General features: G+C 63.9%; 28 protein-coding genes. 14 read left to right on the forward strand and 14 right to left on the reverse strand.

Annotation, left to right across the window (positions count from 1 at the left end; all coding sequences use genetic code 11):
• Window positions 1-33: 33 nt before the first annotated feature.
• Entirely contained in the window at window positions 34-504 is a 471-nt protein-coding gene (locus AB3X89_RS00065; RefSeq protein ID WP_368581229.1) for a universal stress protein, read from the forward strand.
• Window positions 505-537: 33 nt separating this feature from the next.
• On the opposite strand, the gene AB3X89_RS00070 is transcribed toward AB3X89_RS00065, so the two are convergent.
• The 3 genes from AB3X89_RS00070 to AB3X89_RS00080 form a co-directional block, all read right to left on the reverse strand.
• Entirely contained in the window at window positions 538-1,638 is a 1,101-nt protein-coding gene (locus tag AB3X89_RS00070) for a PAS domain S-box protein (protein ID WP_368581230.1), read from the reverse strand.
• Between the two features lie 122 nt (window positions 1,639-1,760).
• Entirely contained in the window at window positions 1,761-2,543 is a 783-nt protein-coding gene (gene fnr, locus AB3X89_RS00075) for a fumarate/nitrate reduction transcriptional regulator Fnr (protein ID WP_368581231.1), read from the reverse strand.
• Window positions 2,544-2,559: 16 nt separating this feature from the next.
• On the reverse strand, window positions 2,560-2,967 hold the full coding sequence (locus AB3X89_RS00080; protein ID WP_368581232.1) for a response regulator: 408 nt from the start codon (window positions 2,965-2,967) through the stop codon (window positions 2,560-2,562).
• Between the two features lie 248 nt (window positions 2,968-3,215).
• On the opposite strand from AB3X89_RS00080, the gene AB3X89_RS00085 reads away from it, so the two are divergent.
• Window positions 3,216-3,677, forward strand: a complete 462-nt coding sequence (locus AB3X89_RS00085) for a universal stress protein (protein WP_368581233.1) — start codon at window positions 3,216-3,218, stop codon at window positions 3,675-3,677.
• Window positions 3,678-3,762: 85 nt separating this feature from the next.
• Here AB3X89_RS00085 and AB3X89_RS00090 read toward each other — a convergent pair whose 3' ends face one another.
• On the reverse strand, window positions 3,763-4,230 hold the full coding sequence (locus AB3X89_RS00090; protein WP_368581234.1) for a universal stress protein: 468 nt from the start codon (window positions 4,228-4,230) through the stop codon (window positions 3,763-3,765).
• A 22-nt stretch (window positions 4,231-4,252) separates the two neighbouring features.
• Entirely contained in the window at window positions 4,253-5,092 is an 840-nt protein-coding gene (locus AB3X89_RS00095; protein WP_368581235.1) for a universal stress protein, read from the reverse strand.
• A 199-nt stretch (window positions 5,093-5,291) separates the two neighbouring features.
• Between AB3X89_RS00095 and AB3X89_RS00100 the strand changes: the two genes are divergently transcribed.
• From AB3X89_RS00100 to AB3X89_RS00110, 3 genes are all read left to right on the forward strand, one after another.
• Window positions 5,292-5,642 (forward strand): polyketide synthase, encoded by a 351-nt coding sequence (locus AB3X89_RS00100; RefSeq protein WP_368581236.1) that lies wholly within the window; start codon window positions 5,292-5,294, stop codon window positions 5,640-5,642.
• A 64-nt stretch (window positions 5,643-5,706) separates the two neighbouring features.
• A complete protein-coding gene (gene phbB / locus AB3X89_RS00105; RefSeq protein ID WP_368581237.1) occupies window positions 5,707-6,453 on the forward strand; it encodes an acetoacetyl-CoA reductase in 747 nt (248 codons plus the stop codon).
• A 135-nt stretch (window positions 6,454-6,588) separates the two neighbouring features.
• Window positions 6,589-6,903, forward strand: a complete 315-nt coding sequence (locus AB3X89_RS00110) for a hypothetical protein (RefSeq protein WP_368581238.1) — start codon at window positions 6,589-6,591, stop codon at window positions 6,901-6,903.
• Between the two features lie 53 nt (window positions 6,904-6,956).
• Here AB3X89_RS00110 and phaZ read toward each other — a convergent pair whose 3' ends face one another.
• Window positions 6,957-8,255 (reverse strand): polyhydroxyalkanoate depolymerase, encoded by a 1,299-nt coding sequence (phaZ, locus tag AB3X89_RS00115; RefSeq protein WP_368581239.1) that lies wholly within the window; start codon window positions 8,253-8,255, stop codon window positions 6,957-6,959.
• 359 nt (window positions 8,256-8,614) lie between these two features.
• Between phaZ and AB3X89_RS00120 the strand changes: the two genes are divergently transcribed.
• Window positions 8,615-8,854 (forward strand): hypothetical protein, encoded by a 240-nt coding sequence (locus tag AB3X89_RS00120; protein WP_368581240.1) that lies wholly within the window; start codon window positions 8,615-8,617, stop codon window positions 8,852-8,854.
• Window positions 8,855-8,894: 40 nt separating this feature from the next.
• On the opposite strand, the gene AB3X89_RS00125 is transcribed toward AB3X89_RS00120, so the two are convergent.
• The 5 genes from AB3X89_RS00125 to AB3X89_RS00145 form a co-directional block, all read right to left on the reverse strand.
• Entirely contained in the window at window positions 8,895-9,893 is a 999-nt protein-coding gene (locus tag AB3X89_RS00125) for a transketolase family protein (RefSeq protein ID WP_368581241.1), read from the reverse strand.
• Entirely contained in the window at window positions 9,890-10,735 is an 846-nt protein-coding gene (locus AB3X89_RS00130; protein ID WP_368581242.1) for a transketolase, read from the reverse strand. Before AB3X89_RS00130 ends, AB3X89_RS00125 begins: the two co-directional genes overlap by 4 nt.
• Window positions 10,736-10,767: 32 nt before the next feature.
• Window positions 10,768-12,093 (reverse strand): MFS transporter, encoded by a 1,326-nt coding sequence (locus AB3X89_RS00135; RefSeq protein WP_368581243.1) that lies wholly within the window; start codon window positions 12,091-12,093, stop codon window positions 10,768-10,770.
• Window positions 12,094-12,203: 110 nt separating this feature from the next.
• Window positions 12,204-12,953 carry an SDR family NAD(P)-dependent oxidoreductase gene (locus AB3X89_RS00140; RefSeq protein WP_368581244.1) on the reverse strand — a complete coding sequence of 250 codons (750 nt, stop codon included), beginning with the start codon at window positions 12,951-12,953 and terminating at the stop codon, window positions 12,204-12,206.
• 164 nt (window positions 12,954-13,117) lie between these two features.
• Complete coding sequence (locus AB3X89_RS00145) at window positions 13,118-14,011, reverse strand: LysR substrate-binding domain-containing protein (protein WP_018436002.1); 894 nt, start codon at window positions 14,009-14,011, stop codon at window positions 13,118-13,120.
• Window positions 14,012-14,116: 105 nt separating this feature from the next.
• On the opposite strand from AB3X89_RS00145, the gene AB3X89_RS00150 reads away from it, so the two are divergent.
• Window positions 14,117-14,455: an amidohydrolase gene (locus AB3X89_RS00150; RefSeq protein WP_368581670.1), complete on the forward strand. Its 339-nt coding sequence runs from the start codon at window positions 14,117-14,119 to the stop codon at window positions 14,453-14,455.
• A 45-nt stretch (window positions 14,456-14,500) separates the two neighbouring features.
• Here the strand turns inward: AB3X89_RS00150 and AB3X89_RS00155 are convergent, their stop codons facing one another.
• Together AB3X89_RS00155 and AB3X89_RS00160 are read right to left on the reverse strand one after the other, a co-directional pair.
• Complete coding sequence (locus AB3X89_RS00155) at window positions 14,501-14,797, reverse strand: hypothetical protein (protein WP_368581245.1); 297 nt, start codon at window positions 14,795-14,797, stop codon at window positions 14,501-14,503.
• Between the two features lie 97 nt (window positions 14,798-14,894).
• Window positions 14,895-15,401: a PRC-barrel domain-containing protein gene (locus AB3X89_RS00160; protein WP_368581246.1), complete on the reverse strand. Its 507-nt coding sequence runs from the start codon at window positions 15,399-15,401 to the stop codon at window positions 14,895-14,897.
• Window positions 15,402-15,530: 129 nt separating this feature from the next.
• Here AB3X89_RS00160 and AB3X89_RS00165 point away from each other — a divergent pair, with 129 nt between their 5' ends.
• Window positions 15,531-15,983: a hypothetical protein gene (locus tag AB3X89_RS00165; RefSeq protein ID WP_368581247.1), complete on the forward strand. Its 453-nt coding sequence runs from the start codon at window positions 15,531-15,533 to the stop codon at window positions 15,981-15,983.
• Between the two features lie 19 nt (window positions 15,984-16,002).
• On the opposite strand, the gene AB3X89_RS00170 is transcribed toward AB3X89_RS00165, so the two are convergent.
• Window positions 16,003-16,506, reverse strand: a complete 504-nt coding sequence (locus AB3X89_RS00170; protein WP_368581248.1) for a flavin reductase family protein — start codon at window positions 16,504-16,506, stop codon at window positions 16,003-16,005.
• A 452-nt stretch (window positions 16,507-16,958) separates the two neighbouring features.
• On the opposite strand from AB3X89_RS00170, the gene AB3X89_RS00175 reads away from it, so the two are divergent.
• The 6 genes from AB3X89_RS00175 to AB3X89_RS00200 all read left to right on the forward strand — a co-directional run bounded on the left by AB3X89_RS00175 (window position 16,959) and on the right by AB3X89_RS00200 (window position 21,678).
• A complete protein-coding gene (locus AB3X89_RS00175) occupies window positions 16,959-17,378 on the forward strand; it encodes a TadE/TadG family type IV pilus assembly protein (RefSeq protein ID WP_368581249.1) in 420 nt (139 codons plus the stop codon).
• 10 nt (window positions 17,379-17,388) lie between these two features.
• Window positions 17,389-18,576: a pilus assembly protein TadG-related protein gene (locus tag AB3X89_RS00180; protein ID WP_368581250.1), complete on the forward strand. Its 1,188-nt coding sequence runs from the start codon at window positions 17,389-17,391 to the stop codon at window positions 18,574-18,576.
• A 190-nt stretch (window positions 18,577-18,766) separates the two neighbouring features.
• Complete coding sequence (locus tag AB3X89_RS00185) at window positions 18,767-18,910, forward strand: alpha/beta fold hydrolase (protein ID WP_368581251.1); 144 nt, start codon at window positions 18,767-18,769, stop codon at window positions 18,908-18,910.
• A 235-nt stretch (window positions 18,911-19,145) separates the two neighbouring features.
• Entirely contained in the window at window positions 19,146-19,898 is a 753-nt protein-coding gene (locus AB3X89_RS00190; protein ID WP_368581252.1) for a lipoate--protein ligase family protein, read from the forward strand.
• A 409-nt stretch (window positions 19,899-20,307) separates the two neighbouring features.
• Window positions 20,308-21,342 carry a phosphate ABC transporter substrate-binding protein PstS gene (gene pstS, locus AB3X89_RS00195; protein WP_368581253.1) on the forward strand — a complete coding sequence of 345 codons (1,035 nt, stop codon included), beginning with the start codon at window positions 20,308-20,310 and terminating at the stop codon, window positions 21,340-21,342.
• Window positions 21,343-21,480: 138 nt separating this feature from the next.
• On the forward strand, window positions 21,481-21,678 hold the full coding sequence (locus AB3X89_RS00200; RefSeq protein WP_368581254.1) for a DUF3562 domain-containing protein: 198 nt from the start codon (window positions 21,481-21,483) through the stop codon (window positions 21,676-21,678).
• The last annotated feature ends 11 nt before the right edge of the window (window positions 21,679-21,689 follow it).

Genomic DNA, 21,689 nt, shown 5'->3' on the forward strand with positions numbered 1-21,689 from the left:
CGTTGACAAATCCAACCTCAGTGGAGAATCGGCATGTACCAACATATTCTCGTCGCGCTAGACGGCAGCACTTTCTCGAAACGCGCGCTCAAAGAAGCGGTGAATCTCGCCGCGTTGACGAAGGCCGTCGTGCATCCGGTTTATGTAGTCGACAAGACGCCGATCTTTTCCTATGCCGGCTATTACGACCCGCTCGCGCTAGTCGAAGCATTGCGCCAGGACGGCCACTCGGTGCTCGAGGAGGCCGAGCAGGCCTGCGCCGCCGCCGATGTGCGTTGCCGGCCCGCGATGATCGAGTCGGAGAGCCTGTCCGACGACGTCGCCACGATCGTGTTGCGCCACGGCGAGCAGGTCCACGCCGATCTGCTCGTGCTCGGCACGCATGGGCGGCGCGGCGTGCGGCGCCTCGTGATCGGCAGCGTGGCGGAGCGGGTGCTGCGTTTCTCGACCTGTCCGGTGTTGCTGATGCGCGAGCAGATCGGCGAGGAAGCGCCCGAGGAGTAATCCCCGGTAGCGGCGCGCGGCGGCGTGTGAGCACTACACGAGCGCGTCGGCTGGTAGCTGGATCGAGATCCTGAAACCGTGGCCGGGCGAGCTGGTGAACGACACGTTGCCGCGCAACTGCCGCACCCGTTCGCGGATGCCAAGCAGCCCGAATGAAGTTGTTCCCTGCGACTGATCCAGCGCGACACCCACGCCGTCATCGTCGATATCGAGCGATACGGTCGGGCCCGCGCAGATCATGTCGATGCGTACGCGCCTCGCCTTGGCGTGCCGCGCGACGTTCGTCAACGCCTCCTGAACGATGCGAAACAGCGCCGTGGCCGCGAATTCGCCGCATACCGGCTCGGACGGTTCGAGATGCACGCTCGAGCGCACGTTGTAGCGTTTCGTGAAGTCGTCGGCCAACCAGTCGAGCGCGGCGGCGAGTCCGAGGTCGTCGAGCAGCGGAGGGCGCAGATCGGCGGCGATGCGCCGCAGCGAAGCGGCCATCCAGTCGATCTGCTTTTGCAGCTCATGCGTTTGCGCCGCAAGCGGCTCGGTGTCGGCTTGCTGATTCAGCTTCGCTTCGAGCAGCGCGACGCTCATTTTCAGCGCCGTCAGCCGTTGGCCGAGATCGTCGTGCAGTTCGCGTGCAATACGTTTCTGCTCGTTTTCACGGGCGATCTGCGTGTGCGTGGATACCTGACTCGCGCGTTCGAGTTCCGCGAGACGCATGCGCTCGGTCAAGTCGCGGGTGACCTTGGCGAAGCCGAGCAGCGCGCCCGACGCATCGTGCACGGCGGAAACGACCACGTTGGCCCAGAAACGCGAGCCGTCGCGACGCACACGCCACCCTTCGTCCTCGGCGCGGCCGACGGTTGCGGCGGTTTCCAGTTCGCGAGCGGGCTTGCCGGCCGCGATGTCTTCCGGGGTATAGAACTTCGAGAAATGCTGGCCGATGATTTCTTCGGGCGTGTAGCCCTTGATGCGCTGTGCGCCGGGATTCCAGCTGGTTACGCGGCCGGCGGGGTCGAGCATGAAGATCGCGTAGTCCTGTACCGCTTCGACCAACATGAAATAGCGATCCTCGACGGACACGTCCGACCCGGACGCAACACTGGTGAAGCAGGAAGACTCGCCGCTCGATAGACCCATCGCTCCTCCGGGCGGCCACGCAAGGTCGCGTACCGCAACGCACTGAGTTATATCAGTTCAGGAGCGCCGGTTCCACCCGGCATGTCCCGCGAACGAACGTGAGGCGAGCGCCGCGCCGACGCTCAAACCCGAGCCAGTCGTTCCGGGTCTTCGATGCGGATCGTTTTGCCGTTCGCCTTGACGAGGCGTTCGCGCTGGAACTTCGAGAACATCCGGCTCACCGTTTCGAGCTTCATGCCCAGAAAGCAGCCGATTTCCTCGCGCGTCATGCGCAGATGAAACTCCGCGGCCGAAAAGCCGCGCGCCTTGAAGCGCTTCGACAGATTCAGCAGGAACGTCGCGACGCGCTGCTCGGCGGTCATCGTGCCCAGCAGCATCATCTGGCTCGATTCGCGCACGATCTCGCCGCTCATCATCTGATAGATGTGATGCTGCATCGGTTTGATCTCGCGACAGATCGCCTCTAGCTGCGCGAACGGAATGATGCACACGACGCTATCTTCGAGCGCGATCGCATCGCAATTCTGCTTGCCCTCGCCGATGCCGTCGAGGCCAAGCGAGTCGCCCGCAATCTGGAACCCGGTCACGTGCTCGCGGCCGTCGCGATGCATGACCACGGTTTTGAATGAGCCGGCGCGTATCGCGTAGATGCTTTGAAACTCGTCGCCCGCGCGATACAGCGCGTCGCCGCGTTTAATCGAGCGCGTCGAGCAGATCAACGCGTCGAGCCGGCTCAGTTCGTCCGGCGTCAGCTCGGGCGGCATGCAGATCGCGCGCATCGCGCAGGTGGAGCAGCGCGTGACGGCGTGGCGTGCCGCCGCGGTGCTGGGCGCGACGTGGATCGGTACGACGTGCGAGGTGCGAGGCGCGTCGTGGCGGGGTTCACGGACTGCGGCAACTTGCATGATCGGCTCCTGGCGGTCAGACCCGATGCGCACGGCGCGCATAGGCAATCGCTTCGATGGCGCGGCAGGCGAGCTCGAACTCCGAGGTCTTGTCGAAGAAGAAGTCGGCGCCCGCCGCTTCGCACGCGCGGCGAAACGCCGTCGCGTCATGATTGGTCAGCACGATGCTGACGATGGACGGCCGCGCCCGCGACAGCGCAGCGAGCAGCAGCAGGTCGGTCTTGCCCGAGAAACACGGGTCCAGCACCGCGACATCGGCGCGACTCGCGACGATGTCGTCGAACGCGTGCTCGACGCCCGCGGACTCGCCGGCGATTTCGATGCCGGGAATCAGCGCGATCAGACAAGCAAGCCGGCGCCGGACCTCGGTCGCATCGTCGACGAGAAAAACTCTCGATAAGGTGGCTGACGGGGGGCTGTCCATACCGACCAGTATTGGCGACCTAACCTTGGAAATATATCGGCGGCGCTTTAAGCGGTGCTAGGAGTTCAGGCAGTGGTTGTAGGAATATTCCTAGTGGCTTGCTGGCGATGTCGTCCAGCGGCGGCGACGCCGAGCGGCGGCCCGTTGACCTGCGTCAAGCCGCGTGGCGGCGCGCGCTTCACACTGTCGGTGCAAACGCGCGACGGCGCCACTTCGGGTCATGCCAGCGCTTTCAGAGGGAGTCCGACATGTATGCACGAATTCTGGTTGCACTCGACGACAGTCCCAGCGCGCAGCGCGCCTTCGCCGAGGCGCTGAAGCTCGCGAAGCTGACGGGCGCCACGCTCGAAGCCTGCTGCGTGGTGGGGCACGGCAAGTGGTCGAACAATGCCGACGTGGCTTTCGAGCCGGAGCCGGCGAGCGCGGCGCAAGATTTCGCCAGCCGCGCGCTCGATGGGCCGCGCGAGCTGTTGCGCGAGGCGCAGGTGCCGGGCGGCGTGCGGGTGATCGACGCTTACGCCGAAAACGTGTCGGCGGTACTCGCGCGCGTCGCCGACGAAATCCAGGCCGATCTGATCGTGATGGGCACGCATGGCCGCCATGGCGTGCAGCGCTTTCTGCTCGGCAGCGTCGCGGAGTCGCTGGTACGGGCGACCGACATACCGGTGCTGATCGTGCGGCATGACGAACAAGGCCACCCGCGGCCCTGAAGCGCCGCGCCGCGCAGCAGCCGGTTTCTAGCGGCTCAGGTGGATTCGCTCAGGTGAGTCCGCTGTCGGCGCTCGCCGGGGCTGACTAAGCGCGCGCCGCGCTGCTCGCCTGGGCGGGAATCATCAGCACCGGGCAACAGGCGCGGCGCAGCACGCGCTCGGCGACGCTGCCGAGCATCAGCCGTTGAAACCCGCGGCGGCCATGCGTGCCCATCACGATCGCGTCGGCGTGCCATTCGCGCGCCGTTTCGACGATCCGATGCGCGACGTCTTCGCCGGTGATCGCGGCTTCGACGGTGCGGGCCGTGCCCGTGACCCCGCGCGCGCTCATCCGGTTCTGGGCGTCGGCCGCGATCCGCTTGCCTTCCTCGATGAACGCGTCCTCGATCGTGGAAGGGTCGAAGCCGGGCGCGTCGTAAGCGATGATGGGTACGTCGATCACGTACAGCGGCATCAGCTCGGCGCCCGATTCGGCGGCGAGGGTCAGCGCGGCGTCGAACGCACGCGAGGCGGTGGCGCTGCCGTCGAGCGCGACGAGTAGGCGGTGAAACATGGCGGCTCCTTAAGCGCGCACTTCAGTGCGACAACAGCACCGGCACGGTCATCGACTCGAGCATCGTGCGAGTCGCGCCGCCCAGCACGACTTCGTGCAGGCGCGAATGTGCGTAGGCGCCCATCACGATCAGGTCGCAGCCGAGGTCGGCCGCCTGCGACAGCAGCGCGTCGCCGACCGGCGTGCGGTCCGCGACGCTCAGCTCGCGCACGTCGATCTTCACGCCGTGACGCGCGACGGTGAGGGCGATGTCGTCGCCCGCAGCCATGCCCTGCGGCGGACGATCGGCGGACGAATGCACCGTCAGCAGCGTCACTTTTGCCGCATGCGCGAGGAACGGCAGCGCGTCGTGGATCGCGCGGGTCGCTTCGCGGCTGCCGTCCCACGCGATCAGCGCGTGGCGGCCCGGCGCCGCGAAGGTGCCGCTCGACGGCACCAGCAACACCGGGCGCCCGGCCGACAGCACGATGTGCTCGACGAACTGTTCGGCGACGAACGCCTCGGGGTCGGCCGGGTCGGTCTGGCCGAGCACGACGAGATCGGCGACCCGCGCATAGGGCGGCACGACGTCGTTCGCGTAGCCGTTCGCGGCGATCCAGTGGCCGTCGACGTTCGCGCGCGCGAGTTCCGCGCGGAACAGCCGCTCCAGCGCGCTGGCACGCTCGTGACGCAGGCGCTCGTGCTCCGCGTAGTAGTCGGCGGTGCCGGCCATCACGAAGAACGCGTGCCGCGGCGGCACGTACGTCGAATACAGGCCGGTCAGCGTCGCATGAAAGCGGTGCGCGAGCTGCAATGCGATCTCGAGGCGCGGATGTGCACGAACGCTCGTATCGAGGTGAACGAGAATGCTTTTGTAGCTCATCGCCAAAGCTCCGTGACAGAACGTGGGAAACGGGCGCAAGCGGGCTTGCGCCCGCTGTCAAATGGAGTCTATGAGCCCGGCGGCCGGGGCGATTGACGCAGATCAAGCGCGGGCCGTCGCGCGCTCGATACGGCGGCAGACGCGATCGACGGTTTGCAACCGCGCCTGGCAATCCTATGCTGTGCTCTGGAGGGCAGCGATGATGGCTTCCGGATTCGACGCGCCGCTCGGGCGCTGCGCTTTACCCCGGACCTCGACGGCGTTCGTACAGCCCGAAGGCTGGTTCGATTACGCGTCGGCGTATCAGACCGTGCAGCGCGCGGCGCGCGAGTACGCGCAGTGGAGCTTCGCCGACTGGAGCGAGTCGATCGCCTTCGCCGTGCAGCACGAGGCCGACTGGTTCGACGAGGCCAACCGCGCTTGCTCTGCCTGGTATGCGTGGTGGCTGGCGGCGTGCGGCATCGCGCCGGGCGTCGCGCCGCTCGCGGGCGGCCTGAGCGCGTGGTGGTGGGGCTCGCAGAACGCGCTGCCGTTCGCGGGTGTCGTTTAGCCGCGCGGGCCGGCAAAGCCGGCGCGCGCACCGTCAGTGGCAGACACGGCAAGGAGGAGTTCAGATGGGAACGGATCGCGTGGCATTGGTGACAGGCGGGATGGGCGGTTTGGGCGCGGCGGTCAGCCGGGCGCTTCATGACGCGGGTATGACCGTCGCGGTGACGCACTCGACGCACAACGATCACGTGCCGACATGGCTTGAGCACGAGCGCGACACGGGGCGCGACTTTCACGCATACGAAGCCGACATCGCCGACTTCGATTCCTGCGCGCGCTGCGCGCAACGCGTGCTGACCGACCTGGGCAGGGTCGACGTGCTGATCAACAACGCCGGCATCACGCAAGACACGAGCTTCGCGAAGATGAGCAAGGAGCACTGGGACGCCGTGCTGCGCACCGATCTCGATGGCCTGTTCAACATGACCAAGCCGCTGTTGCCCGGCATGCTCGAGCGGTGCCACGGCCGTATCGTCAACGTGGGGTCGGTCAACGGCTCGCGCGGCGCCTACGGGCAAACCAATTATTCGTCGGCCAAAGCGGGCGTGCACGGATTTACGAAGGCGCTTGCGCTCGAAACCGCGAAGCACGGCGTCACGGTGAACACGGTGTCGCCCGGTTACCTCGCGACCGCGATGGTCGAAGCGGTGCCGCGCGAGATTCTCGATACGAAGATCCTGCCGCAGATTCCGGTCGGCCGGCTCGGACGTCCGGACGAGGTGGCCGCGCTGATCGCGTTTCTGTGCTCCGAGGAGGCGGCTTTTATCACCGGTGCCGATATTGCGATCAATGGGGGTATGCATATGCATTGAGGGCGAGCGCCTTCACCGCGCTTGACCCACGTCAATGACCGCCTCTGGGGTAAGAACAAGATAAGCCCATAACGAGCGCCTGGACCTGCGTGTATCGGAACCAGGTCCGATCAATGATCGCAACGGGAGGCGAAGATGGGCATTGACATGCAGATCGTCTACCTTGGCTTCGCGGGTGCCGCTCCGCTCGAAGCCGAAGCAGGTGCGCAGCTGGTGCGCCTCGCGCGGTTTGGCGCGCTCGTGTCGCACTGCCATCTCGCCATCGAGGCGTTGCGTCCGGGGTCGTCGCGTCCGCTGTATGACGTGCGGCTCGATCTCGTCACGCCCGCGCGCGAACTCAAGCCCATCGCGCACTGCGCTGACGACGACGCGAAAGCGGCGATCCGCCGCGCGTTCGATGTGGCGGAACTGGCCCTCGAAGCCGCAATCGGCACGGAGCGCGGGAACTGAGCGAGCTTGCGTCGTGACGCGACGCGCGGACTGCCGGCGTTTTCGCGGCCACCTCAAGCCGATCTGCGGTTTGCCGAACTTCTGGCCACGCGGCGCGGCTGGCAAACCTCCGACGCGGCGTGTTCGACATCGCGCCAGAATTCGCAGAGGCCGGGACAAACCGCATCGCGCCAACGCGGGCCGATGAACAGATCGTAGTGATTGCACTGCTCGATGGTGAGCTGCCGCGCGGTCCGCATCGGCGATGTATCGCACAGCGCATGCGCGCAATGGGTTTGCCCCGCGCCGGTGATCTCGTCGCTGTCGCCCTCGATCGTGCACAGCGGGGTATCGCGTAGCGCGGCGATTCGCACCCGGCGCCCGGCGACCGACCACAGATCGCGCGGCAACAGATGTTCGTGAAACACCACGCGAAGCATGTCGAGGAAGTAGCACTCCGTCATATCGAGGACCGCCGCATACTCGTTTGCCGAGCGCAGCGCCCGCTGCGCACCGGGCATGTCGCCGGCGAGCCATCGGGACCAGTAGTCCGCTTCGAGCCGCAACTGCCGCTCCGGATGCGCGGCAAAAATCGCGGCCTGCTGGATGAATCCCGGATACACGAGACGTCCCGCGCCGCGATAGGGCGGTGGAACGATATCGATCGCATGATCGTGGAACCACTCGAGGGTATGCGAACTCGCGAAGCGGTCGGTGACGGTCGGGTTCAAACGCGTATCGATCGGGCCACCCAGCAGCGAGATGCTCGCAATTGGCGCGGCCTCGTCCATGGCGAGCAGCGCCGCGGCGCCGAGCACGGGCACGCTCGCCTGACAGATCGCGAGCACATGAACCGGCGACCCGAACGCGCGGGCGGTGGCGACGAAGCTATCGAGCGCCTGCACGTAGTCGTCGAGCGATAGCGGGCCCGCCTCGAGCGGTACGTCGCGCGCATCGGCCCAATCGGTCACGAAGACGTCACGTTGTTCCAGCAGTGTCTCTACGGTCTCGCGCAGCATCACCGAGTGATGTCCGGCGAGTGGCGCGCACAACAGCACGGGTGGTTCTGTGTGGGTAAGTGGTGCGGGCAGGTTGCGCTTGAACCTGAGCAGCGCGCCGAGCGGCAGCGAGGCGACGACGCTTTCGTCGACGCTCACGCGGCTACCGTCGACGGCAACCGAGTGGATCGCGAATGGCGGTGTTCGCCCGAAAGCGCAGGTGGACCGCAGCAGCCAGTGGCTGAACGCGTCGGTCGCATGATTGGGGCTGAGCCAGCCCGTTTGCGCGCTCTGCATCGACCCCGAATCGGTTAGAACTCCCCCGACCATCGCGCGAGCGAGGCGTTGTTGTGCATCGATAAAGGCGTACCACATGATGAACCCCGGCGTTCGTCGATCATGAGGGCAGCGTTGCCGCGCCGGCACGAACTCGTGGCGCGGGTACGTCGCAAAAGCTTACCGCGAAACCTCGGGGCGATGGGCGCGAAATCGATGCGCGCGCGGTGCATCGCTGCGCCGGTAGCATGTCGCATGCACGGGTCGTTGCGCGTTTTCCCGGCAGGGTTTTCACGCGCTCGCGCGAATCTGAAGCGAAGCTGAAGGCATCGGGCGAGCGATCGGCGTCGAGCGTGACTCACGGTTCGCGTCGACACTTGACCTGGATCAACGAGACTGGCGTTGCACGGCCTTACGCTGACGGTGGCAGCCGCACGCGACAAACCGAGGAGCATCCAATGACCATATCAGCAAACGCGCAGCAAGGAACCTGGTCCGTGAGTGTCCATACGGAGGAGGCGCAAGAAGGCGGATTTCAGGCGACGATCCATGTCAAGCATGTGTCGCCCGAAGGTGACTTCGAACGCACCTTTCAGCAATCGCAGGTGTTCGCCGTGGAAAGAGAAGCGGTACTCGAAGGACTGCGTGAAGGCATGACATGGATCGCGCTGAAGACGACGCGGACCATCGGGGTGTAAAGCCGACGAGGCCCGCGCGGTGGCATGACAATGTGCGTCGTCAACCGAGCCACGTTTTGATCGACGTAGCCATCGCGTTAGTCGAGATGCCATAGCGATCGTGCAGCGTCGGCAGCGCACCGGCAGCGAGGAACTCGTCGGGCAACGCGATTTGCCGGAACGGCGGCGTAACGCCAGCGCTGAGCAGCGTGCGCGCTACGGCTTCGCCGAGCCCGCCGATCACCGTATGGTTCTCAGCGACGATCACCATGCGGCCCGTGCGCTTCGCTTCGCGCAGGATCGTCGCGGTGTCGAGCGGCTTGATGGTCGGCACGTGCAGCACCGCCACGCCGACGTTGTCTGCCTCCAGTGCCTTCGCGACTTCGAGCGAGCGCATCGTCATGATCCCCGACGAGATCAGCAGCACGTCATTGCCGTCGCGCAGCAGCTTCGCCTTGCCCAGTTCGAAGCGATAGCCGTATTCGTCGAGCACCGCGGGCACGTTGCCGCGCAACAGGCGCGCATAGACCGGCCCTTTGTGTGCGGCAATGGCCGGCACCATCTGCTCGATATCGAGCGCGTCGCACGGATCGATCACCGTCATGTTCGGCATCGCGCGCATCAGCGCGAGATCTTCGGCCGCCTGGTGACTCGGACCGTAGCCGGTCGTCAGGCCCGGCAACGCACAGACGATCTTCACGTCGAGGTTGTCTTCGGCGATCGTTTGATGAATGAAGTCGTACGCGCGGCGCGTTCCGAACACCGCGTAGGTCGTGACGAATGGCTGCGCGCCTTCGTGCGCGAAGCCGGCGGCCGCGCCCATCAGCAGTTGCTCGGCCATGCCCATCTGGTAGTAGCGGTCCGGAAATTCCTTCGCGAAGATATGCAGGTCGGTGTACTTGCCGAGGTCGGCCGTCATGCCGATCACGTTCGCCTTCGTGCGAGCCAGTTCGACCAGCGCATGACCGAACGGCGCGGAACGCGTGACCTGTCCTTCGGCCGCAATCGACGCGATCATCGCCGAGGTCTTCAGGCGCGGTTTATTTGCAACGGTACTCATGCTTGTCTCCCGGCTTCGAGCGCTTCGAGCGCGAGTTGCCATTCGTGTGCATCGACGCGGATGAAGTGATTCTTCTCGCGTGCTTCGAGGAACGGCACGCCGCAGCCCATCTGCGTATCGCAGACGATGATGCGCGGTTGCGGTTTGTCGTGATGCCGCGCGTTATCGAAGGCGCGCTTCACCGCGTCGATGTCGTTGCCGTCCACGCGCTGCGTGTACCAGCCAAACGCTTCGAGCTTGTCGACGAGCGGCTCGAACGCCATGATCTGCGTCGACGGACCATCGGCCTGCTGGTTGTTCACGTCGACGATCGCGATCAGGTTGTCGAGCTTCCAGTGCGCGGCCGACATCAGGCCTTCCCAGACCGCGCCTTCGTCGAGTTCGCCGTCGGAGAACAGCGTGTAGACGAAGGAGTCAGACGCTTTGCGCTTCAAACCGAGGCAGCGGCCGACGGCGATCGTCAGCCCCTGGCCGAGCGACCCGCCCGACATCTCCATGCCCGGCGTGTAGCTCGCCATGCCGGACATCGGCAGGCGGCTGTCGTCGCTGCCGTAGGTTTCGAGTTCATCGGCGGGCAGGATGCCGGCTTCGAACAGCGCCGCGTACAGAGCAATCGCGTAGTGGCCATTCGACAGCAGGAAGCGGTCGCGGCCTTCCCACTCGGGGTCTTCGGCGCGGTAACGCATCGCGCCGAAGTAGGCGACGGCCAGCACGTCGGCGATGTCGAGCGCCTGGCCGACATAGCCCTGGCCCTGTACTTCGCCCATCAGCAACGCGTTGCGGCGGATGCGGTACGCACGCTCGGCGAGCGTGACCGACTCGGTGATGGTGTCAGTGTCCATCGGTAACTCCTGTAGCAGGTCGAGAGAGAGGTTCATCGGTTCACGGATCGCGCGGGCACCAGAAAGACCAGCAAGGCGCCCAGCGTCACCGCGGCGGAAATGAAGATCAGCCCGGCGGTGGACTTGCCGGTGAGATCGTTGAGCCAGCCGACGATCGCCGGAGAGAAGAAGCCCGCCAGATTTGCGAAGCAGTTCACCGCGGCGATACCGGCCGCCGCGGACATGCCGCCGAGCAGCGCGGTCGGCAGCGACCAGAACTGCGACGACGAAGCGAGAATGCCTGCCGACGCAACGCTCAGGCACACGATCGACGCGCCGACGCTGCCAAGCAGCGGCAAGGTCGCGAAGCCAGCGGCGGCGACCAGCATCGGAATCGCCAGGTGAAAGCGACGCTCGCGGCGACGGTCCGCGCTCATGCCGATCAGCGGCAACGCGACGATCGCGCACAGATACGGAATCGCGGTGAACAGGCCGACCCACAACGGATCGGCGACGCCGGCCTTGCGGATGATCGTGGGCAGCCAGAAGGTCAGGCCGTACTGGCCCAGCACCACGCAGAAGTAGATCGCCGCCATCAGCCACAAGCGCCGGTCGCCGATGAAGTCGCGAATCGACACGTGGGTGACCGTCTGTTGCGCATCGTTCGCGACGTTGCGTGTGAGCAGCGTTTTCTCCGCGTCGTTCAACCACTTCGCTTTGGCGATGCCGTCGTCGAGATACAGCAGAATCGCGATGCCGAGCACGAGCGATGGCAGCGCTTCGAGCAGGAACAGCCATTTCCAGCCCGACATCGACAACGCGCCGTGCAGCGAATGCATGATCGCGCCGGACAGCGGTCCACCGATGATGCCCGCGAGCGGAATCGCCATGAAGAACAGCGACAACGCTTTGGCGCGGCGCTCCGCCGGGAACCAGTAGGTCAGGTAAAGGATCACGCCGGGCGCAAAGCCGGCCTCGGCTACGCCGAGCAGAAACCGCAGCACATAGAACGCGGTAGGTGTTCTGACGAACACGAAGCTCGCGGAGATGACGGCCCACGTCAGCATGATTCGCGCAAGCCAGCGGCGAGCGCCGACGCGATGAAGGATGACGTTGCTCGGCACCTCGAACAGGAAGTAGCCGAGAAAGAAGATGCCGGCGCCCATCCCATACACCGTTTCGCTGAATTGCAGATCGTTGAGCATCTGCAGCTTCGCGAAGCCGACGTTCACGCGGTCCAGATACGCGCCGAGATAGCACAGCATCAGAAATGGAATCAGCCGCCGGGCGACTTTCGCATAGGTCCGCGCTTCGAACGTGAGTTCGTCGTTTCGCGGTATCACGTCGCCTGCAACGGTCGCGGTGTATTTCGCTTTCATCGATGTCTCCTGTGTGCGCCACGGCAGGCGCTGCTGCGCGTGCCCGCGGCCACGTGCCCCGGATAGTGTTCCGGGTGCGTTGCTTGCGCCGCCTGGCGGCGCGCGGTGTTTCAGTGAATCAGCATGCCGCCGTTGACGTCGAGCGTGATCCCCGTCAGGTAGCTCGACAGGTCGCTCAGCAGAAAAAGGCACGCGTTCGCGACGTCCGCGGCGTCACCGAGCCGGCCGAGCGGAATGCCTTTGATGATGTCCTCGCACATCGCGGGCGTCAGTTTGTCGCCGGTGATATCCGTATGGATGAGGCCCGGCGTGATCGAGTTCACGCGGATCTGGTTCGCGCCGAATTCACGCGCCATCGCCTTGGCGAGACCGAGCACACCCGCTTTCGCGGCGCTGTAGTGCGGCCCGCCGAAGATGCCGCCGCCGCGCTGCGCCGAGACCGAGGACATGCAGACGATGCTGCCGCCGTTTTGCTCCTTCATCGCCGGAAGCACCGCTTGCGACATGTACAGCGTGCCGCGCAGATTGACGTCGACGATCGCGTCGAAGTCCTTGCCGCCGATCTCGAGCGTGCGCACCGGCTGCGTGATCCCCGCGTTGTTGACGAGACCGTCGATGCGCCCGAAGCGCTGCAGCGTCTCGCGCGCGGCCGCGATGCAGGCGTCCTTGTCGGTTACGTCGCATGCCAGGCCGAGATGCTTCGCGCCGAGATCGGCGGCCGCGCTTTGCGCATCTTCGCGGCGCAGATCGAGGATTACGACGCGTGCGCCTTGCGCGGCCAGCGCGCGGGCCGTGGCCTTGCCGATGCCTCGCGGCGACGCCGCACCCGTCACGATGATGGTCCGGTTCTCGAGCAACATGGTTTGTCTCCTGTGTGTTGACTGGTGCCCAGAGTGTCGGCTCGCGAGGCGCCCGGATCAACGCGGAAACGTTCAGCAATAGCTGAGAAAAATTCAGATGACGGAGGGAGCGCACGCCCGGCGCTATGCGAGGCGTGCAGCCGGATGCAAACGAAAGCCCGGATTCAGCCCCGCAAGTCGGCGGCCGCTTCGCGCTCGATCCACGCAAGGAAGCGCTCGACGCGCGGCAGGTCCGCGTTCTGCGCCGGATAGACGAGATGATGGGCACCGACTTCGACCGCGAAGCTGGCGTCGAACACGGGCACGAGCAGGCCTTCGCGTATCTTCACCGATGCGAGCATCAGGCTTTCGAGCGCGATGCCGAGCCCGAGCGCCGCGGTTTCGAGCGACATGTACGAGCGGTCGAACGAGAAGTCGAAGGTCTTGTGCGCGGCGGAGACACCGGTCCTGCCGAACCACTGTTTCCACTGCACGAGCGGCGACTCCGAATAAATCAGCCGATGCGACAGCAGGTCTTCCGGCGTCTTCACCGGATGTTGCGCGAGGTACTTCGGCGACGCGAGTGGCGCGATGAACTCGCCGCGCACCGTTTTGACTTCGACATTGGTCCAGTTGCCGTAGCCGTGGCGCACGTCGATGTCGTAGAAGCCGTTCGAGAACGACACGTTTTCGTATGAGCAGGCGACGTTCAGCTGGATGTCGTCGTTCGCTTCCTGGAACGACGACAGCCGCGGCAGCAGCCACATCAGGCCGAAGCTCGGGCTCGAATGCACGCGCAGGATCTCGACGTCGGTACGGCTCGACGCGCGTTCGGTCGCGCGGCTCAGGTCCGCGAGCGAACCCGTCACGTCGGCCAGATAACGCTCGCCGGTCGGCGTCAGCACGAGGCCGCGGCCAGAGCGCTGGAACAGCGCCTGCCCGATGATCGATTCGAGGTTGCTCAGTTGATGGCTCACCGCCGACGCGGTCAGGCCAAGTTCGTCGGCCGCGCGGTTCACGCTTTTCGTGCGGGCAACGCTTTCGAACGCGATGATCGCCTTCAGCGGTGGGATGCGCATAGTGAAATTTCTTTCAGTTGCAGTTGCAGTTGCAGTTGGATGGAGCCGCCTTGGTCGCGAGTGATGCGCACTGCCATTCTGTCCGTAAGCCGCACCGATACCGATATGGCGCAGTGCACCACTGCGCAAGAGACAGACTGCCATGCATTATCCGTTTTTCCTTCGCCGTTTTTTGCCTGTTTGATTCGTGCGCCTTCGCCCCAATTTCGCGCCGGCGTCGTTGGGTGCGAAAGCGCTGTCGACAGCATCCGTCCGTACGTGCTGCACGCGATCGAGGCGTTCGGCGTCGAGCGTTGCATCTTCGCGAGCGACTTCCCGGTCGACAAGCTGTTCAGCAGTTACGACGCGGTCTTCAACGCGTTCAAGGCGATTACGAAGGACTTTTCAGCGCGAGGGCAGCGTGCGCTGTTTCATGACAACGCCGAGCGTGTTTATCGGTTTTGATGTGTGTGAGTGGCCGCCCGGCGGCGAGCGTGCGAATGCGGCACTTCAACGCGTCGCCGCTTCGTCTTCCGTCTCGCTCGCCTCGTGCGTCGAATTCGTTGCCGGTGCTTGCTGATTCACGTCGTCGACGACCTCTGGTTGCTTGCGCTCCAGCAAACCGACGACCGGGTTCGCGCCCTGCCGCCGCCCGGTACGCCCCGCATACGCGCAACAAGCGCCGACCACGAATGCGCCCAGCGCGGGCAGCGGAAGCGCAAGGCTGAGAAATACCGAACCCGTGCCGATTGCCACCCACGCGACGAAGGATATGTTCTTTCGATTGATTAGTGCGCGTCGGATCATCGACGTTTCTCCTTTGCCGCGCGCCACGCCTCGTGTGCTCGTCGCAAGACGGTGGCGTGCGTGAGATAGCGATGCTGGAGCGCCGGAACCAGGGCCTTCAGATCCCGGTGGTCGGATCGATACGTACGGCGGGATCGCTTTCGACGACACCGCGCGTGGCTTCCCAGTACGGTTCGCGATGATAGAACTGGTGCACCGACGCGCCCCATGCGCGATCGGCCATCGCCGGCCAGTGGTCCTTGTCGAAGCCCGGCGAGCTTTTCACCTGCTCGGCCGTGGCGTCCAGGCGGAAGCACTTGCGGTTCGTGTCGAGCGTCAGCGCGCGCCACGGAATTGCGTGCAAGGTGCCGCCGATGCCGAGAATCGCGCCCTCCGTCAGCACCGCATACGCGATGCGGCCGCTGCGCACGTCCAGCATGATGTCGGAAATCTTGCCGAGGTCCTGGCCATCGGAAGACATTACCTTGTTGCCGTCGAGCGTGGCGGCGGCCATAACCTCGGGTCCGGGACCATCGCCAACGCCACCGCCGGCGATGCGTGCGCCGGCGGCCGGCTGTGCGGGAGTCGAGGGGGCGTTCGGGTCGAGAGGATCGGGCAGGTCCATGTCGAAACTCCTGATTTCCACGGAATATCTGCACTCCGCAAGGCGCGTACCTGATGCAAGATTCGACGACTAGAATAAAACCATGCCGTGTCGAGACGGCTGCGCTGCGCCCGGAGAGGGGGAGCGATCATGCGTTGCGGAATCGTTGGTCTATGCACTGGCGTGGCGGGCGTATTTGCGCTGTGTGGCTGCGTCTATTACGGTCCCTATTCGTACTATCCGGGAGCGGGTGGTTATTACGCCTGCAGCAGCGGTGCGGCCACCGCCACCACGGAATCAGCGACCGGCAACGCGGCTACGCCGGCAAGCGGGACTGCCGGCGCGAATGCGGCGCCGAACGACTTGCCGTTGTCAGGACAGAATTGCACGTATGTCGCGGTTCCTGCGCCCGCTTATTACGGCTATCCCGGGTATTACGGCTATCCGGGCTATTACGGTTATCCGTACGGCTACCCATACGGTTATCCATGGGCGGGCTACTACGGATGGTGGGGGCCGTCAGTGGTGATCGGGGGCTACTGGGGCGGTGGCGGCTATCACTACGGCCACTGGCACGGAGGACATGGCGGGCACTGGCATTGAGCAGCCAGCACGCCACCCATTACGAAAACGTGCTGGGATAAAGGGCCTCGCTCATGTCGAGATTGCCAGTCTCCGCGTAGATCAGCGGTTTTCCGCCCGCGCCGGCTAGCGCGCCATCGACGACACGCCCGATCACCACCCGATGATCTCCCGCCGCGACGTCATCGACCACCCGACACTCGAAATGCGCGAGCGCATCGACCAATAGCGGCGCGCCGGTTACGCCGGGACGCCAGCGAGTCGTCGCGAGCTTGTCGACGGCGCGGCCCGACTGCGTGCCGAAGTGCTCGGCGAGTTTCTGTTGATCCGCGCGTAACACGCTGATCGCAAACACCGCTCCGCTGCGCAGCAGTTCGTACGACTGATGCTCGGGACTAATGCCGAGCGCGATCAGCAATGGTGCAAACGAAACCTGCATCACCGAGCTCGCGGTGAACGCATTGCGGCGCTCGCCTTCGGCTACGCCGATTACATACACACCGGAGGTCAGATGCCGGAAAAGCTGCGCGATCCTGTTGCTCATAGGGGATGAACCGTTCCAATGGGTTGTCGTCGATCGCCGCTTTGCCGCTATTGCAGAAGAATTGTGCGGCAGCGCGCAGAATTTCCCGATTTGGCTCGTATGCTTTGTAACCATAAACGGAAGCCAAAATGACAACCAGATGGCTTCCCGAGGCCCTTCGCATTCAGCAATCACATGCGGAGTGTGGCACTCATCGTCGGGGGACATCATGAGAAATCAAGCGAAGAGCACCGTCGCGATTCCATCATATTTCAAACGTGCCACGTCATCGATGTTACCTCGATGTGTGCTGGCTCGTTGCCGTTCAATCACGCCAACTTCGATTCCCTGGCGCTAGCCGCGCCTTTGCGAAATACCAGATCGCGTCCACCGAATCAGCGTCCAGAGCAGAGCGCAAGCTTTAGCGAACAGGATGCTGTCGGTGAAAGTTGCGTGACCGCCTGCGGAGTCAAATGATGAACCTGAAAAAAAAGCAAAAGGGTGTGGTGGCCGTTGAAACCGCGCTCGTACTTCCGCTTCTGCTGCTGATTGTGTTCGGAATCGTCGAGTTCGGCCTGGCTCTGTACGACCAGGCTGTGATCACCAACGCCGCCAGGGAGGGCGCGCGAGCGGGCATCGTACTGACCAGCCCCAGACCAACGACGACGGACATCACCAGCGTCGTGACCGGCTATACGTCCTCGTACCTGATTTCGTTTGCGACGAAGAACCCCACGCCATCGGTCTCGGTAACCAACGCAGGCGGGTCGTTCGGCACCGCGTTGGCGGTCAAGGTCTCGTACACGTTCACGGGCTTGCTGCTCGGCCCCCTGATCAACCCGTTGACGGGGCCGATCACCTTGAGCTCCACGGCCACGATGAACAACGAATAAGAAGAACATCATGCCTACCGTCCATACCCTGCGTACTCAGCGCCGCGCCAAATCGATGAAGAAGCAGAAGGGCGCGGTGGCCATCATGGTCGCCCTGTTGCTGCTTATGCTCCTGAGCTTCGCGGCGCTCGCAATCGACATTGGCAATCTGATGGTGGCCCGCACTCAGGCACAGACTGCCGCCGACGCCGCGGCGCTTGCGGGGGCACAGTGCCTCTATACCCAGGCCAGCAACGCTAGCTGCAACAACGCGAGCGCCGCCAATCCGGATTGGAACGACTCGCAGACCGTGGCTGTTTCGTTCGGACCGAAGAACAATGTGCAGGGGACGGCCGTGCAGTTGCATACGTCGGATGTCGTTACCGGCTATGTCAATGTGACCAATGTTGCGGCTGGTGTATCGCAGGCCACTGTGCCGGTAGCAAGCGGAAAAATCGTGCCCGCGGTCCAGGTGACGGTCCACAAGGACGGGAGCGACTCCAACGGGAGCGTGCCGGTGTATCTGGCGCAAGTGCTGAACATCGCGTCGCTGAAGACGAGTGCGACGGCGACCGCGGTCGTGGCTAGTCCTGGAACCGCCGAAGTTGGGGCGCTGTTCCCGATCGTGATGTCGCAATGCCTGTACAACTCCTACTGGAATTCGGCGACCAATTCCCCTCTTCTTGCTACCAGTACAACCGACCCTCAAGCGGCCAACAACGGCACGCCTATTCCGCAGACGATCGGCCAACCGTACATCTTCGGGATCAGAGCGTCGTACCAGGCCGCCAATTGCAACGCAGGACAATGGACGTCCCTCTCTTCTGCTAACAGCCAGCTTGGTTCCGACGCCATAGTCGGGTTGATGACGAGCGGAAACGCGAGTCCGATGTCTATCGGCCAACCGATCTATCTGGAAACGGGCCTGAATAGCAATGCGTTCCACAACGTTGCAACGTGTAGTCAGGTCCCGGCGGGTTCGGCGGGTAGTTGTGCCTGGGTGACGGTAGCCGTGGTGAGTAACGTCACGAGTGGACAGGGGAGCACTCCGCCGATCGTCGCATTCGGGTGCCTGCACATTCTGAACGAGACAGGCAGCGGCTCCAACGCAGTCATCACCGTGCAGATGGGCAACGATCCGAACTACTGCAAAAACAGCCAGATGGACGGCATCGGCCCCAACTATGGGACGATCATGATGCCCCGGTTGGTTCAGTAACTTTGCCATCGAGGCGCGCTTCACAGCATGGCAACTCTGCGGCGCAGCAGAAGCCTGCCTCAACGCTGTTCGATCAGGATGCCAATACCCGGTCGGCACGACTCAGCCTGTAGTGGCCGACTCGACAATGCCGTGCGCAGTGTTCCTGGCCACGCCCTGTTCAAGACGCCCCACAAGTGATGGGCCCAATATGTTTCTCAGCAACGCCCGTGCGATCGCCAGGACCGTACCGAACGCGCAGCTCGTGGAAATCAAGGGCTGTGACAACTGGGCGCAGTATGAACAGCCCGAGAGATTCAATCAGGAGAGCATTGCATTTCTGCAAGAAGCCTGAGCGGGTAGGCGCCGAGTGCTAACCTGGCGTCATGGAGCAGGCGGCCTGGCGCCGATGGGAGTCCGCCAAAGTGACGTTGACCATCGGGTGCTCGTTCTACGCGAACGTTGACTGGCCTCGAAACTGATGCCACATTCCTCGATCCGGTCGGAAACCACGGGATCTTCCTTTTGTCGGCCTCGGCCATGCCGTCTTGCAACCGATCCTGACAGTTGCTGTGTTTCGCGTTTTGACTATGTCATTCGAATTCATCCAACCTGATCCGACCGTCCACGACCCCCTTCAGGCAGAGCACACACTGCTGGACTTAGCGGCGCGTGGCCGCAATGTTGCTCAACTGTGGGAAGCGCCGAAGTCTTTGGTGGTACCGCGCAGCTATCTGCGCTATTCGCAGTTCGAATCTGCACGCTCCGCTTTCCTTCGCAGCGGATGCCCCGTCTGGCTACGCATGTCGGGCGGCGGCCTCGTACCGCAGGGCCCCGGGATTCTAAATTTAAGTCTGGCTTATTTCGTCGAGCAGCAGCCGAGCAAAATGAGCGAGGCGGTGTACCTGCACTTATGCGAAGTCATCGCGAGCGCGCTGCGCTTGATCGGCGTCACGACCCACTACCAGGCAGTGGACGGTTCATTTTGCGACGGTCGCTTCAATCTGGCTTGGGGAGTCGACACCGACGCGCGCAAGATTGCTGGCACGGCGCAGTATTGGCGACAGGCGCCAGCCGCGATGCGGACGAGCGATGGACGGGGCCATCTGGTGCTCGCGCATGCCGTATTGCTTGTCAGTGCCGACCCGGACGAGGCGAACCAGCGGGCCAACGCCTTCGAAGAGGCGGTGGGCAGTGGCCGTCGATATGACGCGATCAAGATCGTCACTGTGCTGCAAGCGCTGGGAGGGGCTGGGGTCGGCAGCGAGCCACTGATGCCCGCTGTGATGGCTGCGATCAAGGACAGTCTCACCGACACGCCACTACCAACTGATAAGCAGTAACCCGCTTGCCCGGACTCGCTCGGCTCAGCCGGTGTAGTTCGGCGGCGCGCGGAGGGCGATTCTTCCTAACATCGAACAATCCGCGCCCCGCCCGCGCTGAACGCAGCGCGCCCGCTGTCAACGGAATGTAACTTGAAGTGCTTAAGTTTGAAGGTTCGAGCGATGGGCAGCCGTGCCGGGTGCGTAAAGCCGAACAAAGGGCGCAACCTTCTGGAAACGCTCAATACAGACACGGACGTGCTGGAGCGGATTGAAATGCATCATCGCAAGAACACCGCGCGCCCGCGCAAGTTGCGGGAGTCCAACGCAAGTTCCCTGGGCCCGCAGGATGCGTAGTTGAGCAATTGCGTCGCGGAGCGAAGCTTGCTGCAACCATTGATCCGGTCAGTCAATCTCGTGGAGGCAAACCATGCTGTTCAAACGAGGAATTGCAGTTCTTGCCGTTGCTCTACCGCTCGCGGCCGCGCACGCGCAAACCGTCGACATCACCGGTGCGGGCAGCACGTTTGCGGCCCCGATCTATAACAAGTGGGCCGACGCCTACCATAAGGCGGGGGGCGGCAAGGTCAACTACCAGGGCATCGGGTCAGCGGGCGGCATCAAGCAGGTCCTCGCGAAGACCGTCGATTTCGCGGGTTCCGACGCGCCGATGAAGGACGATGAACTGGCGAAGACTGGCCTGTTCCAATTCCCGACGGTGGTCGGCGGCGTCGTGCCGGTCGTCAACCTGCCGGGCTTGAAGCCGGGCCAACTGGTTCTGTCGGGCGCGGTGCTCGGCGACATCTATCTGAACAAGATCAAGAAATGGAACGATCCGGCGATCGCCGCGCTGAATTCGGGCATGAAACTGCCGGACACGGACATTGCCGTGGTACGCCGCGCCGACGGTTCGGGCACGAGCTTCATCTGGACGAACTTTCTATCGAAGGTGAACCCGGAGTGGAAGTCGAAGGTCGGCGAAGGCACGACGGTGAACTGGCCGACCGGTACGGGCGGCAAGGGCAATGACGGCGTTGCCGCCTTCGTGCAACGGCTGCCTGGCGCGGTCGGCTATGTCGAGTGGGCGTATGCGAAGCAAAACAACATGGTCTACACCAGCCTGAAGAACTCCGCCGGTACGGTGGTTGCGCCGAAGACCGAGACCTTCAAGGCGGCCGCCTCGGGCGCGGACTGGAAGACGTCGTTCTACCAGATCCTGACCAACGAGCCCGGCAAGGACGCATGGCCGGTCGTCGGCGCGACTTTCGTGCTGCTGCACGCGACGCAAGACAAGCCGGCGCAAGGCGCGGCAACGCTGAAGTTCTTCGACTGGGCGTTCAAGAACGGCGGGCAGGCTGCCAGCGATCTCGACTACATCTCGTTGCCGGATTCGGTCGTGTCGGAAATCCGCTCGCAGTGGAAGACCAGAGTCAAGGATGCGTCGGGAAAACCGGTGTTTCAGTGAAGGCCTCGTTGCGACCCGCCTCAAACAGCTCGTGGTCGGTCATGGGCGAAATCAATTGACCCAGATCAAGTAACGGCCGCACTGAGGCGGGTAACGTGCGCGTGACGGTCTTTCATCACCGCACGCTGGGAGCAGGCAATGGTCACGCGCAACGTCGAGGAAGTCATCAAGCAGATTGCCGCCGCCACCAACACGCCAGAGGAAACGGTCTTGCAGATGTACGCGCAGACATGGATCGAATTCAGCGAAGGCGCACGAATCACGGACTATCTGACGGTTCTGGTCGCCCGTCGTGTGCGCGACAATCTACGCAGGAGGCAACAGGATTCGCATTGAGCGTGGGTTGG

The organism is Paraburkholderia sp. BR14320 (genome assembly GCF_040948665.1).
In the GTDB taxonomy this organism is placed as follows: domain Bacteria; phylum Pseudomonadota; class Gammaproteobacteria; order Burkholderiales; family Burkholderiaceae; genus Paraburkholderia; species Paraburkholderia youngii.

Coding starts and splice junctions, on each gene's coding strand:
- AB3X89_RS00065 (WP_368581229.1), top strand. CDS start 34: ATGTACCAACATATTCTCGTCGCGCTAGACGGCAGCACTTTCTCGAAA.
- AB3X89_RS00185 (WP_368581251.1), top strand. CDS start 18,767: ATGTTTCTCAGCAACGCCCGTGCGATCGCCAGGACCGTACCGAACGCG.
- AB3X89_RS00200 (WP_368581254.1), top strand. CDS start 21,481: ATGGTCACGCGCAACGTCGAGGAAGTCATCAAGCAGATTGCCGCCGCC.
- AB3X89_RS00170 (WP_368581248.1), bottom strand. CDS start 16,506: ATGAGCAACAGGATCGCGCAGCTTTTCCGGCATCTGACCTCCGGTGTG.
- AB3X89_RS00090 (WP_368581234.1), bottom strand. CDS start 4,230: ATGTTTCACCGCCTACTCGTCGCGCTCGACGGCAGCGCCACCGCCTCG.
- AB3X89_RS00135 (WP_368581243.1), bottom strand. CDS start 12,093: ATGAAAGCGAAATACACCGCGACCGTTGCAGGCGACGTGATACCGCGA.
- AB3X89_RS00110 (WP_368581238.1), top strand. CDS start 6,589: ATGGGCATTGACATGCAGATCGTCTACCTTGGCTTCGCGGGTGCCGCT.
- AB3X89_RS00120 (WP_368581240.1), top strand. CDS start 8,615: ATGACCATATCAGCAAACGCGCAGCAAGGAACCTGGTCCGTGAGTGTC.
- AB3X89_RS00175 (WP_368581249.1), top strand. CDS start 16,959: ATGATGAACCTGAAAAAAAAGCAAAAGGGTGTGGTGGCCGTTGAAACC.
- AB3X89_RS00150 (WP_368581670.1), top strand. CDS start 14,117: ATGGCGCAGTGCACCACTGCGCAAGAGACAGACTGCCATGCATTATCC.
- AB3X89_RS00130 (WP_368581242.1), bottom strand. CDS start 10,735: ATGGACACTGACACCATCACCGAGTCGGTCACGCTCGCCGAGCGTGCG.
- pstS (WP_368581253.1), top strand. CDS start 20,308: ATGCTGTTCAAACGAGGAATTGCAGTTCTTGCCGTTGCTCTACCGCTC.
- AB3X89_RS00125 (WP_368581241.1), bottom strand. CDS start 9,893: ATGAGTACCGTTGCAAATAAACCGCGCCTGAAGACCTCGGCGATGATC.
- AB3X89_RS00160 (WP_368581246.1), bottom strand. CDS start 15,401: ATGGACCTGCCCGATCCTCTCGACCCGAACGCCCCCTCGACTCCCGCA.
- fnr (WP_368581231.1), bottom strand. CDS start 2,543: ATGCAAGTTGCCGCAGTCCGTGAACCCCGCCACGACGCGCCTCGCACC.
- phbB (WP_368581237.1), top strand. CDS start 5,707: ATGGGAACGGATCGCGTGGCATTGGTGACAGGCGGGATGGGCGGTTTG.
- AB3X89_RS00080 (WP_368581232.1), bottom strand. CDS start 2,967: ATGGACAGCCCCCCGTCAGCCACCTTATCGAGAGTTTTTCTCGTCGAC.
- AB3X89_RS00085 (WP_368581233.1), top strand. CDS start 3,216: ATGTATGCACGAATTCTGGTTGCACTCGACGACAGTCCCAGCGCGCAG.
- AB3X89_RS00100 (WP_368581236.1), top strand. CDS start 5,292: ATGATGGCTTCCGGATTCGACGCGCCGCTCGGGCGCTGCGCTTTACCC.
- AB3X89_RS00140 (WP_368581244.1), bottom strand. CDS start 12,953: ATGTTGCTCGAGAACCGGACCATCATCGTGACGGGTGCGGCGTCGCCG.
- AB3X89_RS00145 (WP_018436002.1), bottom strand. CDS start 14,011: ATGCGCATCCCACCGCTGAAGGCGATCATCGCGTTCGAAAGCGTTGCC.
- AB3X89_RS00180 (WP_368581250.1), top strand. CDS start 17,389: ATGCCTACCGTCCATACCCTGCGTACTCAGCGCCGCGCCAAATCGATG.
- AB3X89_RS00155 (WP_368581245.1), bottom strand. CDS start 14,797: ATGATCCGACGCGCACTAATCAATCGAAAGAACATATCCTTCGTCGCG.
- AB3X89_RS00095 (WP_368581235.1), bottom strand. CDS start 5,092: ATGAGCTACAAAAGCATTCTCGTTCACCTCGATACGAGCGTTCGTGCA.
- AB3X89_RS00190 (WP_368581252.1), top strand. CDS start 19,146: ATGTCATTCGAATTCATCCAACCTGATCCGACCGTCCACGACCCCCTT.
- AB3X89_RS00165 (WP_368581247.1), top strand. CDS start 15,531: ATGCGTTGCGGAATCGTTGGTCTATGCACTGGCGTGGCGGGCGTATTT.
- AB3X89_RS00070 (WP_368581230.1), bottom strand. CDS start 1,638: ATGGGTCTATCGAGCGGCGAGTCTTCCTGCTTCACCAGTGTTGCGTCC.
- phaZ (WP_368581239.1), bottom strand. CDS start 8,255: ATGTGGTACGCCTTTATCGATGCACAACAACGCCTCGCTCGCGCGATG.